10 protein-coding genes and 1 tRNA gene are annotated in these 12,171 nt (G+C 35.9%); 3 read left to right on the top strand and 8 right to left on the bottom strand.

Annotated features, from left to right (window positions below; genetic code table 11):
- The first annotated feature begins 43 nt into the window (after positions 1 to 43).
- On the top strand, positions 44 to 1,300 hold the full coding sequence (locus OOK89_RS05220) for a molecular chaperone DnaJ (protein WP_264718896.1): 1,257 nt from the start codon (positions 44 to 46) through the stop codon (positions 1,298 to 1,300).
- A 21-nt stretch (positions 1,301 to 1,321) separates the two neighbouring features.
- Positions 1,322 to 1,960 (top strand): endonuclease III, encoded by a 639-nt coding sequence (gene nth, locus OOK89_RS05215; protein ID WP_209472633.1) that lies wholly within the window; start codon positions 1,322 to 1,324, stop codon positions 1,958 to 1,960.
- 117 nt (positions 1,961 to 2,077) lie between these two features.
- On the opposite strand, the gene dapE is transcribed toward nth, so the two are convergent.
- Complete coding sequence (dapE, locus tag OOK89_RS05210; RefSeq protein WP_264718895.1) at positions 2,078 to 3,274, bottom strand: succinyl-diaminopimelate desuccinylase; 1,197 nt, start codon at positions 3,272 to 3,274, stop codon at positions 2,078 to 2,080.
- Positions 3,275 to 3,316: 42 nt separating this feature from the next.
- Here dapE and OOK89_RS05205 point away from each other — a divergent pair, with 42 nt between their 5' ends.
- Positions 3,317 to 4,573 carry an iron-containing alcohol dehydrogenase gene (locus OOK89_RS05205; RefSeq protein WP_151807590.1) on the top strand — a complete coding sequence of 419 codons (1,257 nt, stop codon included), beginning with the start codon at positions 3,317 to 3,319 and terminating at the stop codon, positions 4,571 to 4,573.
- A gap of 170 nt (positions 4,574 to 4,743) precedes the next feature.
- On the opposite strand, the gene OOK89_RS05200 is transcribed toward OOK89_RS05205, so the two are convergent.
- The 7 genes from OOK89_RS05200 to dnaE all read right to left on the bottom strand — a co-directional run bounded on the left by OOK89_RS05200 (position 4,744) and on the right by dnaE (position 11,333).
- Positions 4,744 to 4,816, bottom strand: a tRNA-Met gene (locus tag OOK89_RS05200).
- Positions 4,816 to 6,108, bottom strand: a complete 1,293-nt coding sequence (gene purB, locus OOK89_RS05195; RefSeq protein WP_264718894.1) for an adenylosuccinate lyase — start codon at positions 6,106 to 6,108, stop codon at positions 4,816 to 4,818. The genes OOK89_RS05200 and purB overlap by 1 nt, the downstream gene beginning before the upstream one ends.
- The gene (locus OOK89_RS05190; protein WP_077188215.1) at positions 6,105 to 6,338 is read right to left on the bottom strand and encodes a hypothetical protein; all 234 of its coding nucleotides are present in this window, start codon (positions 6,336 to 6,338) and stop codon (positions 6,105 to 6,107) included. Before OOK89_RS05190 ends, purB begins: the two co-directional genes overlap by 4 nt.
- A gap of 6 nt (positions 6,339 to 6,344) precedes the next feature.
- Entirely contained in the window at positions 6,345 to 6,899 is a 555-nt protein-coding gene (gene rplI / locus OOK89_RS05185) for a 50S ribosomal protein L9 (protein WP_006279792.1), read from the bottom strand.
- A gap of 7 nt (positions 6,900 to 6,906) precedes the next feature.
- Complete coding sequence (gene rpsR, locus OOK89_RS05180) at positions 6,907 to 7,182, bottom strand: 30S ribosomal protein S18 (protein ID WP_007548890.1); 276 nt, start codon at positions 7,180 to 7,182, stop codon at positions 6,907 to 6,909.
- Positions 7,182 to 7,955 (bottom strand): 30S ribosomal protein S6, encoded by a 774-nt coding sequence (locus tag OOK89_RS05175; protein ID WP_010082465.1) that lies wholly within the window; start codon positions 7,953 to 7,955, stop codon positions 7,182 to 7,184. The genes rpsR and OOK89_RS05175 overlap by 1 nt, the downstream gene beginning before the upstream one ends.
- A gap of 48 nt (positions 7,956 to 8,003) precedes the next feature.
- The gene (dnaE, locus tag OOK89_RS05170; protein WP_264719327.1) at positions 8,004 to 11,333 is read right to left on the bottom strand and encodes a DNA polymerase III subunit alpha; all 3,330 of its coding nucleotides are present in this window, start codon (positions 11,331 to 11,333) and stop codon (positions 8,004 to 8,006) included.
- Positions 11,334 to 12,171 lie beyond the last annotated feature (838 nt).

The following is a 12,171-nucleotide window of genomic DNA, read 5'->3' as shown; positions in this document are numbered from 1 at the left end:
TATATTATACTAATAGTATCGTGTATTTATGTGAGGTGTAGTAATGAGTCAACATTTTAAGTTAACTGGTCAGGAGTTTTATGATAATAATGATCTGTTTAACGTACTAGAGATAAAAGCTGAACAAATTGTAGGTAAGGATTATCAAGCTCTTAGCAAGTTTCTGAAAAAACAATATAATAAATTGATACTTGTAAACCATCCTGACAAAGGTGGAGACAAAAATAGATTTGATCAGATTTATAAAGCTTATCAAGAGCTAAAAAAGTACATTGAACCTTTAGAGTCAGGAAATCCTTGTGTTAAAGTCAGTGTTGGTGCTGAAAGTAATGGACGTTTAACAGCACGTGAATTTCATTATAGAAAGAAGCTGTTCGATACACTAGGGATTGGTGAAGAAGCTATAGGTAAAGATTTTGATGAATTGACTTCTATATTAAAAAAGAATGATAGTGCGTTTGAAGAGGATGTGGAATACTGTTTTTCAGGAGATATTTATGGCAGTTTTTTTAGGCCGTCAGACCCTGGCGAGCTTAATAAACGCTTATCAAAACCTAGTATACGGCTATTTCTTTATATTTCTCCTCTAAAGGAAAAAAAGAACCTAGTAGATGAGGATAAAAAAGAATTAGCGTTAAGATTTATAGAACGTAAAAATGCCTTACTATTTATTCGGACTCGTAGTGTTCTACCCTTAGGCCTGTTAACTACAGTTACTATAGGTTGCTATTTTTCATGGTGGATCATAGCATTTAACATCGCTATTAGTAGAGCCTTTGGTTTATTAGTGAATTATTATATGGAAAAGTATAAAAATTCAGAAATTTCCACTGATGAATTCATAAGTAAAATGAACTATATCGCGCTAGGCAGTAAGCTTCTTATCAACTATCCTTTAGCTGCTTTTTCTGTTTATCTACTTACAACAAATTTCATTGCTAATAGATTAACTGTTGGTGGAACCATACTTGGTTCACTATTGTTATTGGCAGTATTAATTGAAATGTTAGCTCCTGTTTTCTCAAAAGGCTGTGAAATATATGCTGAAAAGCACACAAAAGATTTACTAGAAGAGGATCCAAGAGATAGGGTACAAAAGGAAACTGACCTGTTAGGATGGTATGATCCACGAAAACTGTTAATGCCAATTGTTATGCCTCTTATTAAAAAGTGTTTTGCGGAAGTGGCAAGCGAATTTGCTGAGAGGAATTTTGATGAGGTAAAAACTGATATGTCTGATGTTAATGCTGAAGGACTATCTAAGCCTAAAGGAATTGAATTTGCACAGCAACCAGTGTAGTATAAGCTTTTAGCTCTATGCATGGACTCAAAAAAAGTAGAACTGATATTTGAAAAATTCAAGCAATCAAATCCTGCACCAAAAATAGAGCTGAATTATACCAATGATTTTACGTTATTAGTTGCGATAGTTCTATCAGCGCGAACAACTGATATAAGCGTTAATAAAATTACAAAGGAGCTATTTAGTATCACTGATACGCCAGAAAAAATGCTGAGTTTTGGGCAGAGTGAGCTAAGAAAATGCATAAGCAGTATTGGTTTATATAATTCCAAAGCAAAAAACATAATCGGGCTCAGCAAAATATTGATTGAGAGGTACAATAGCAAAGTGCCTACTGATTTCGATGATTTGGTGTCTTTGCCGGGAGTGGGAAGAAAGAGCGCTAATGTGTTCTTAAATTCGGGGCTTGGCATTCCAACATTGGCAGTTGATACTCACGTTTTTAGAGTGAGCAATAGAATCGGGCTTGTGAAAGAAAAAGATGTGTTTAAAACAGAACAATCTCTTTTAAATGTGGTTCCCAAAAAATACCTGCTTTATGCTCATCATTGGCTAGTTTTGCATGGTAGATATGTTTGCAAAGCACAGAAACCTTCGTGTGAAACGTGCATAATTCATGATTTATGTGAATTTGAGTGCAAAAGGTATAAAGTCTAGTATTTCTTTTTTTGTCATCCAAGTAGCTATAGAAACGAAAAAACTTACTTGACACATTTTGCTGGAATGATACAAGTTATTATTCAAACAACAGTTATGCAAGAGATCTGATTACATCTAAGCTAACAATGGACCACTAGATATATTACTAACTACGTTGACCTGATTCAATATTTTATTAGTGGGATTGAAATAATTTTCTATAAATTCCTTATATATAGCTGTTAACTTGTGTATATCGTTTACTGATACGCATTCGTTTATCTGATGTGCAGTTTTGTTGATTATACCAAATTCAATCACTGGACAAACATCTTTGATAAACGCAGCGTCAGATGTGCCACCACTTGTGCTAAGTATAGCATCAATGTTGGTAACCTTACTTATTGCATCAAGCATAATATCAGTATTCCTATCGGGAGTAGAGAGGAAAACGTCCCTGCTGCTATGCATAGAAAGCTTATAATCGTTAGTTACACTAGAGCATATTTCATCAATCAGCTTATATAGGCCACCCGGTGTTTGTTCATTGTTATATCGAATGTTAAAACATGTAGTTGCTGAACCAGGTATTAGATTGCTAGTATTATTTCCAACATCGATAGTAGTAACTTCGCAATGTGAAGGCTGAAAATATTTATTACCACGATCAAAAGTAGCATTTTTTATCTTACTCAATATCGATATTACCTTATATATTGGATTATCTGCTAGGTCTGGGTAGGCAACGTGCCCTTGTTTTCCATGGCAAATTAATTCAAATGTTACAGAACCTCTTCTGCCTATTTTTATGGTATCACCTAATTTCTCACTACTGGTTGGTTCAGCAACCACACAGAAATCCACCTTTTTTTGCTTACTTTTCATCCATTCCAAAACTGCCTTTGTTCCATATTCTTCCATGCTTTCTTCAGCACTGGTAATCAATGCACTTATCGAACCATTAAATTGAAACTTCTCTGCAATCAAATTTACCATAGCAGCAATAAATGCAGCTACTCCGCTTTTCATATCAGCGGCCCCTCTTCCATATAGCATTCCATCCCTCACTTCTGGATTAAATGGACCAAACGCCCAATCTTTTAACTGACCCGGTGGTACAACATCAACGTGCCCAGCAAAGCACAAATTTGGTACTCCATTTATATATTTCGCATAAAGATTTTTAACTTTATCACCAAATTCTAAAATCTCACAATCAAAGCCGCTCTTCTTGAAGATTGTTGCTATATACTCTATTGCCCCGCTGTCTTCTGGTGTTATACTCTCAAAAGAGATCAATTTCCTAGTTAGCTCTACAGGGTCAATTTTCATGTCAATCTTAAAATACTTATACTGCTATATTGTAAACACTCTATGCACTATTTAAAACAAATATTACATCAAACCGAACAAACTTTTCTAAGGGAAGTAATAACAGATTACTACCTTGCTGATGATATCTATGAAATATGCACACGACACGGAAATGACGTCTTTCTAGTTGCAGATAAAAATACAGCAAAACTTTTAAACAAAAACGTACTTAATAAAATTCCTAACTTAATTATTCCAGCTCCACCTGCCATTCCAGTGTCACGCGCTGGGATGACATCAGGTAGAGAAATGACACCAAGCAGAGCTGCCTCTCTTGAAACCGTAAATCTAGTTAGAAACAAAGCAAAAGACAGTGACTTAATAGTTGCATTTGGTAGCGGCACTGTTAACGATATCTGCAAATATGCAAGCTACCTCGAGAAAAAAGATTATATATCGTTCCCAACAGCCGCTTCTATGAATGGATATACCTCTGCAAATGCTTCAATATTAGTAAATGGATATAAAAAATCGTTCAAAGCACATCTTCCAAGAGCAGTATATATAGATATAGACATACTTGCCAATGCACCACTGCGTCTCACATTAAGCGGATTTGCAGATTTCATTTGTCGTTCAACAGTTCAGGCTGACTGGCTACTATCTCATTTGTTGCTTGGCACAGAATACAATGAATTACCTTTTACACTTGTTCGCGATTTGGAGCAAATTTTGCTAAGAGAGTATACGGCGCTTACTAAAAGAAGTAGAAAAGTGGTCCTATTACTTATGGAAGTTCTACTAATTTCAGGACTTGGAATGGTAATATCAAAAGGCAGCTATTCTGCAAGCCAAGGAGAGCATATGATAGCTCACGCAATGGAAATGGTAACAAGAGATCATTCCTTACTACATGGCGAAAAAATTGCTGTTACGACGATTACCATGGCTAATTTGCAGGAAAAGATATTATCAATACAAAACCCGATTATCAAACCGACCACTTTAGATGTAAAACATATAACTCAGTGCTTTGATAATATCGAATTTGTAAGAACTTTTGAACAGAAGCAAATTATGCAGCAAAAAATCCAAGAGATTATTTGTAAAGAATGGCATAATATTTCCAGTTTAATTAAGCAAAATTTACTACCTGCAAAACACCTGCAAAAAATATTTGAAGATCTATCAATTCCACACTTACCAGAGCACCTCAATTGGAATAAAGAACAATATTGTAAAGTGGTCGATCTTGCGTTTGCAACAAGAGATAGATTCACCTTTCTTGACTTAGCTAACTGCATAGAAGAAAGTTAAGTTTTGTAGTGAAATTCTGTCATTTAAAGAGATCATAGGCCAAAAGCTAAACCCTTTTCACAATCTCTTATCCATTGTCTCCTCACCTGAGTGGATATACAACTCATTCCAAGTAACTGACACTGGGTTTCACCAATAGCACTGCTTTGCTAAACATAGTTTAGTTCGAGTGGCTGAGGAGGGACTCGAACCCCCGACCAAGAGATTATGATCCTCCTGCTCTACCAACTGAGCTACTCAGCCTAATTAAAAACCTTATTATACACATGATCTATATGTTTCGTATAATACTTCAAATCAAACAAAGATTCAAGTTTTTCCGAGTTAATAACCTTAAGTAAGGGTTTATCTTGTTTCAATTCGGCCAGAAAATCACTGTTGTTTTGTTTCACTTTCATTGCATTGCTCTGAACAATTTTATACGCCTCTTCCCTCGCCAAACCACTATTTACTAACTCAAGCAATACACGCTGTGAGAAAACTAAACCTTTTGAAGAATTTAAGTTCTTTTCAATGTTTTCCTTATTGATCACCAATTTATCTATCAAATCTGTTAATCGCACTAAAGCAAAATCCATTGTTATACAAGCATCAGGAGCAATGCATCTTTCCACAGATGAGTGTGATATATCACGTTCGTGCCACAATGCAACATTTTCTAACGCAGGAAAAACATAACTGCGTATTAAACGTGAGAGTCCAGTCAGATTTTCACTTAAAATAGGATTACATTTGTGTGGCATAGCAGAACTCCCCTTTTGCCCAGTGGAAAAATGCTCAGAAATTTCGCCGATTTCAGTTCTTTGCAAATGACGAATTTCAATTGCAATATTTTCTATTGAGCTTGCAATCACTCCCAAAACTGAAAAGAACATGGCATGTCTATCACGAGGAATGATTTGAGATGATATGGTTTCAGGTATGAGTCCCATTTCTTTCGCTACATACTCTTCAACAAACGGATCAACATTTGCAAAATTGCCTACCGCACCTGATATTTTACAAATTGAGATTTCTTTTTGCGCGCTAATTAATCTCTGATAATTGCGTTTAAATTCAGCATAAAATCTGGCAAATTTTATTCCAAGAGTTGTTGGTTCTGCATGCATTCCGTGACTGCGTCCAACACAAACAATATCTTTATAGTCCTCAGCTTTTTTTTTCAATGCTGCAAGTAAATTTTTTAGATTCTCGAGCAAAATATCACAGGACTCTTTCAGTTGCACCGCAAGGCATGTATCCAAAACATCAGAACTTGTCATTCCATAATGAAGATAACGAACATCAACTCCCGCTTTTTTAGCAATATATGTCAGAAAAGCTATAACATCATGTTTTACAATGGATTCAATTTCGTTGATACATTCAACATCAAATTCAATAGCACCAGAGAGGTTCTCAGCAATATTATTCGGAATCACTCCTAACTTTGCTTGAGCTTCACACGCTAATTTTTCTATTTTAAGCCATATATTAAATTTATTATTTTCCTCCCAAATGGAAGACATTTCTTTTCTGCTATAGCGGGGAATCATTTTTGATTTATTCCAATAATGGTGTCATTCCAGTGCGTGACACTGGAATCCAGGTATAAAAGTATTTGCAAATTATTCAATGGACAACGGATTCTAGAAGCATAAAATAATGTCCATGATGAAATAAACTGGATCCCAGTGTCACGCACTGGGATGACATGAGGGAAGCACTGGGATGACACCAGCTTAGCCATGGCAGACATTTCTTTACGACTATAACAAGGGATCATCTTTGATCAGCTATCATCACCATCAGTAGCTTCTTTATTCGCATCTTGCTCTGCCTCTTGTTGCTCAGACTTCTGATTTTGCAATTTTACTTGCCTTAGCTCATTTGCATCTGTTTCGGATTTCACGACGTATATAGTAATTGGTACTACTACTTCACTATGTAATTCTACGTTTACTTGGTATTCACCCAAGTTTTTGATGCTTACTCCACCAAAAGATAAACTACGGTGATCTATCACATGTCCTTCTTGTAGTAAAATTTTCGCAATTTCACGTGTTGTTACAGAACCAAAAATTTTACCATCCTCTGAAGCTTGCTTTATCAATACCACAAACTTATCATGTAGTGACAATGCAAGCTCTTTTGCTACATTTAATCTTTTTATATTCTCTTCTTCCAGTAATAAACGTTGCTCCTCTAGCTTTGTTAAATTTTCCTTGGTAGCTTTCACCGCTTTTCTTTGTGGAAAAAGAAAATTACGTGCATAACCTGGTTTAACTTTGACAACTTCACCAAGCTTACCTAAAGTCCTTATATTTTCCTTTAAAATTATCAACATAAATTACCTAAACTTTTTTAGTACAGTAAGGAATAAGAGCTAAAAAACGTGCCCTTATGATCGCTAAGCGTAACTTCCTTTGTTTTTTTGCACATACGCCTGTTAATCTTCTAGGTAATATCCTACCATAGTCAGAGGTAAACTTGGATAATAAATCTATATTCTTATAATCTATGTCTTCATCTTTAGATGCAGCAAGAGGGCAAACTTTAGAACGCCTAAAGCCAGTCCTATTATTTACAGATACGTAAGAATTATTAAAACTATTTCGTCTTTTCATCATTATGCGCTTTGCTCCTCAATTTGTTTATTCATCATATGAGATTTACCTTCAAAAATTTTATCAACCTGCACAGGAAAGTGGCGAATAACGTTCTCATTAAGTTTCATTCTACGCATAAATTCATCCAGAATGCTTGCAGTAGAACTTATGCACATTATACAATAATGACCGCTCTTCATTTTATTTTTGTGATATGCAAAATCCAAAAGACCCCAATGTTCATACTTGATTAATCCTGATGCTTCAATGTTTTTCAAAAGCATTTCCAACGCTTTGCTCGATTGAGTTGGACCGTTTATTCTAAAATCTTTCAAAATATCTTGAAAAATCTTTATTAGATGTTCTGAAATATTTCTCTTCAAAGCATTTACTGCGTTATGGATAAACGCACTTTTAGTACTGCCTCCTAGAAATTTTGTAAAATCTTGCGTTATTCCTAAATCTTTTAGGTCATCTTTCAACTCTTTATCGATTTTTGACTTCACTTCTTTCAAATTTGAAAGATCTTCTTCTAATTCAACCCATAAAATTTTTGTAAGATCTTCCAAGAAATCAGAGTAAGCAACTAGACTTTCTTTAATGTCCTCAGCACGCACTTCTAACTCTTGTTTTGTAAGCTTGTCATTTCCTTTTTTCAGAATATCCCTGATTTGCTGGAACATAATATCTGCTTTAATATTTTTCAATGAAACAGCTAGCTCTTGGACCATCTCCTCTACTTCTTGCTGTAACAATCCTTGTTGTGCTATAAAAGTAAATTCATAAAGATTCACTATATCTTCCTTTAATACCGATTAAATATTTCATTATATAAAGCTTTTTTATATAAGCAAGTTATTTGTATTAATTTCTACGCCTTTAATCCAGCTTAAATTAGATATTTCATAAATTACTTGAGGAGCAATTGAGTATGCACCTGGTAATAAGATGCTCACTTTATGTTTTTCGAGAAGAAGTTTTAGCATTATTTTGGTTCTGCCTTCATCTTTCAATATTGTGTTTAATTCCATAGCGGCTTTTTGCGAATCCGTGCACTCAGTGGTGAGAACTAATTCTTTTATTGTAGAAGTGACTCTTTTTGTAAACTCAGATATATCCTTGCCTGCTAATCTTGTTGTATTTTCCGAAGCTTCAAGATCAATTATCACAAACGTTCCTGGTGAAAATAAATCTCTTTTTTCTTCTATTATTTCATTATTATAGAATGCTATTTCAGAAACGTTATGGGGATCAGAAAGTGTGAGGATAACAAACCTTCCACGCTCTGAAGTTCTCATACGTGCATTTAATATTACCCCAGCAGTTTTTGCTGTTCTATTTTCTCCGATAAACCCAATATTTAACTTTTCCAGAAGAGTTCTAAATTTTTCAAGCGGATGATTAGTTAAATAAAATCCTAGTGAAAATAACTCATGTTCTAATTTTTCCTCTTCATCAAAATCTTCCACATTCTCAAGTTTCGGTTTGAGGACATCAAGACTACCAAACAAAGCAGCTTGACTTGATTCTCTATCCTGTTTGTTTTTATTTGCAAAGTAAATCAGCGTGTCCATTGACTCATATAGCTGCTTTCTGTTCTTATGCACGCTATCGAATGCTCCGGATTTAATCAGGCTTTCTAGCGCTCTCTTATTTATTATATGACCTGAATTTTGAATGAATTCCCATATGTCCTTACAAGCGCTTGAACGTACGTTCACTATTCCTTCCGCTATAGAAAAACCAACATTCCTCAAGGCAGCAATACCATAACGTATGCGTTCATCCTCTATTGAGAATTCAGCTTGAGACTTGTTTATATCAGGTGAAAGAACGGTAACGCCACTAAACTTTGCTGCATGATAAAATAAATTCAGTTTATCTCTATCATCAATATTCAGATTCATTAGTGCTGTAAAAAATTCTAATGGATAATTAGCTTTAAGGTAAGCCGTTTGATAAGATATAACCGCATATGCGGCTGCGTGAGATTTATTGAACCCATAACCAGCAAATTTTGCAACAAGGTCAAAGATGTAACTTGCCCTGTCATAATCAACGCCATTCTTCGTTGCCCCTTGGATGAAAAGTTCACGTTGTTTATCCATCTCTTCCTTGATTTTCTTACCCATGGCACGTCTCAGCAGATCTGCTTCCGCTAAGCTATACCCGGAAAGAATACGGGCTATTTCCATCACTTGTTCTTGGTAAATTATTACCCCAAATGTCTCTTTTAATACTTCCTCAAGTAACGGATGAATATAATCTGGCTTTTCAAGTCCGTGTTTTCTTGCAACATAAGTTGGAATGTTATCCATAGGTCCTGGACGATAAAGGGAGATTAAAGCGATGATGTCCTCAATGCAGTCCGGTTTTAGTTTAATTAAAGCTTCTCTCATTCCCGAACTTTCAAGCTGGAACACTCCAATTGAATCACCGCTTGAGAGCATCTCATAGGTTTTTTGGTCATTAAAAGGAACCGAAGAAATATCGATCTTTTTTCCATCACGATTAATTAAACGACACACATGATCTATTAGCGTTAGCGTACCAAGTCCAAGAAAATCAAATTTTATTAGCCCAGCTTTCTCCACATATTTCATGCTGTATTGAGTGATTGGCAGAGCCGAATTTGGATCGTAGTACACAGGAACAAAATTTTCCAACTTTTGATCACATATTACAATTCCAGCAGCATGAGTTGAAACGTGACGATATATTCCTTCAAGCTTAAGAGATATATCAAGAAGCTTTGCAATTACCTCATCACTATCCCGTTCTTTCTGCAGATTTTGATCAAACTCTATCGCTTGTGATAAAGTTACAGGATTTACTGGATTAAATGGAACCATTTTAGATATTTTATCCACTTGAGAGTAAGGCATCTGCAATACCCTTCCAACGTCACGCAATACTGCCCTTGCTTGCAATTTTCCAAAAGTGATTATTTGAGCAACATAACCGTACTTTTTCTGAACATAATCAATAACCAGGTCTCTTTTTTCCTGGCAAAAATCAATATCAAAGTCAGGCATCGATATACGATCAGGATTCAAAAATCTTTCAAATATTAGGCCAAACTTTATTGGATCAAGGTCTGTAATCTGTAAGCCCCAAGCAACAATTGAGCCTGCACCAGAGCCTCTTCCTGGACCAACTGGAATGCCATTTGCTTTGCTCCAACGAATGAAATCAGAAACTATCAAAAAGTAGCCAGCGTAGTTCATCGAAGTTATCACACTCAGTTCGTAATTCAGCCGATCGTAGTATTGTTTAAGGTCTATGTCTGTCTCATTCGCAATACGGAATTCTAATCCTGCAACTGCCTGCTCCCTCAGTTCTTCATTCTCAGTTTTATTTTCTCGACAAGGAAATTTAGGCAAAATAGGCTGCCTGCTTCTTGGCATGTAAGAGCACCGCTTAGCTATCACTAAAGTGTTATGAATTGCTTCGGGAATGTCGCTGAACAGCTCCTCCATTTCTGCCACAGATTTGAAGTAATGCTCGGTAGTTAACTTCTTTCTGTTATTCTCCAGGGCATAACTCCCCTCCGATATACACGTTAATATATCATAAGCCTCATAGTCAGACCTATTTGGAAAAAATACATCGTTCGTTGCAACTAGTGGTATATTGCGCTGATAAGCAAAGTCTATCAAAGCTTCTTCAAGCTCTAGCTCTTTATTCAACCCATGACGCTGCAATTCAACATATAAATGACCATTGAATGCTGAAAGCAGTTTTTCAACCGTTTCTTTATCTTGCCCCAACAATAGTTGAGCCAAACATCCACCGGTTAAAGCGATCAGACCCGTACTTAAATTCAATAGCTCATCAAAATCAACGTAAGGAATATCGCTGTTATTCTTGCGCTTTCTAAAAGACTCACTCACCAAAGTGACTAAATTAGTGTACCCTTGCTCATTTTTTGCAAGCAATAATATAGGTAAATTTTGTTCTGAATGTTTAACTATAATATTGCATCCTATTATTAGCTGTATTCCCCTACTTGCCGCATATTCTGCAAACTCAAGTGAACCAAATAAATTACCTGAATCAGTAATTGCAACCGCTGGCATTTTATTTCGCAAACAAAGGCCGATCAGCTCCTCAATTTTAACCGAGCTTTCAAGCAGCGAATAAACACTATGAACACGTAAGTGTATGAACATAAGAAACTTTAGATCAACAAAAAAGGATAACATTAATTTACTCATGAGAACATAATTTTCATGAGAACAAAAGCCTATAAAATTCTAAAATTAAAATACAAAAACTTACTTGACAAACTCCGCCAGCTCCCTTATCATGATAGTGAAGCTATTGTATTTGCTTTCGCCAATCTGCAGATTAAAAGGTAAGGATTACTTAATGTATCGGCGTCTTATGTTCAATTTTTTGCAGTATATAGATACTGTATGTCTTTACAAAACTTCATCTACATCTAGATTTTTATCTAAATAAGCTGAACGCGCTTATAAAGCGTTACAAGACATCAAAAAATGCCAATACTCGACAGAGATAGTAAAAGACTAGCTAACTCGGGGATTCTTTGTCTTTTTTTCTGCTTAGTAAATTTCTTAAACATTTGCAGCGTAAGTTAGTTGCAATTAAAAGCGGCTGAATCTCGCTTGTCAAGCGTTTAAAACATAAAAAACGCCAATATTTTAAAGCGGATAATAACCACGGGGCTTCTTTTGCCTTTTTTTTCATTTGGTAAATTTCTTAATGTTTATGGCTAAACGACAACCGTCATCCCGCTGCTTGTTAGCGGGATCTCTTGTTAGCGCCGCGGCGGTATGACGGTTCGTGGCGGCGTGACGATAAGCTCGTCATCCCGCTACGTGTTAGCGGGATCTATGTTAAGGTATGACGGTTAAGTAAGGGATCTATGTTAAGAGATACCGCGAATGAATCGCGGTATGACGGTTCGTGGCGGCGTGACGATAAGCTCGTCATCCCGCTGCTTGTTAGCGGCTAAGGGATACCGCGAATGAATCGCGGTATGAC

Origin of the sequence: Wolbachia endosymbiont (group A) of Lasioglossum morio (assembly GCF_947250585.1) — a bacterium.
GTDB lineage: Bacteria > Pseudomonadota > Alphaproteobacteria > Rickettsiales > Anaplasmataceae > Wolbachia > Wolbachia pipientis.
This window is presented reverse-complemented; position numbering and strand designations above follow the sequence as displayed.

Excerpts from the sequence above, each read along its gene's own strand:
- nth (WP_209472633.1), top strand. The coding sequence starts at position 1,322 with ATGGACTCAAAAAAAGTAGAACTGATATTTGAAAAATTCAAGCAATCA.
- rpsR (WP_007548890.1), bottom strand. The coding sequence starts at position 7,182 with ATGATGAAAAGACGAAATAGTTTTAATAATTCTTACGTATCTGTAAAT.
- dapE (WP_264718895.1), bottom strand. The coding sequence starts at position 3,274 with ATGAAAATTGACCCTGTAGAGCTAACTAGGAAATTGATCTCTTTTGAG.
- purB (WP_264718894.1), bottom strand. The coding sequence starts at position 6,108 with ATGATTCCCCGCTATAGCAGAAAAGAAATGTCTTCCATTTGGGAGGAA.
- dnaE (WP_264719327.1), bottom strand. The coding sequence starts at position 11,333 with ATGTTCATACACTTACGTGTTCATAGTGTTTATTCGCTGCTTGAAAGC.
- rplI (WP_006279792.1), bottom strand. The coding sequence starts at position 6,899 with ATGTTGATAATTTTAAAGGAAAATATAAGGACTTTAGGTAAGCTTGGT.
- OOK89_RS05190 (WP_077188215.1), bottom strand. The coding sequence starts at position 6,338 with ATGATCCCTTGTTATAGTCGTAAAGAAATGTCTGCCATGGCTAAGCTG.
- OOK89_RS05205 (WP_151807590.1), top strand. The coding sequence starts at position 3,317 with ATGCACTATTTAAAACAAATATTACATCAAACCGAACAAACTTTTCTA.
- OOK89_RS05220 (WP_264718896.1), top strand. The coding sequence starts at position 44 with ATGAGTCAACATTTTAAGTTAACTGGTCAGGAGTTTTATGATAATAAT.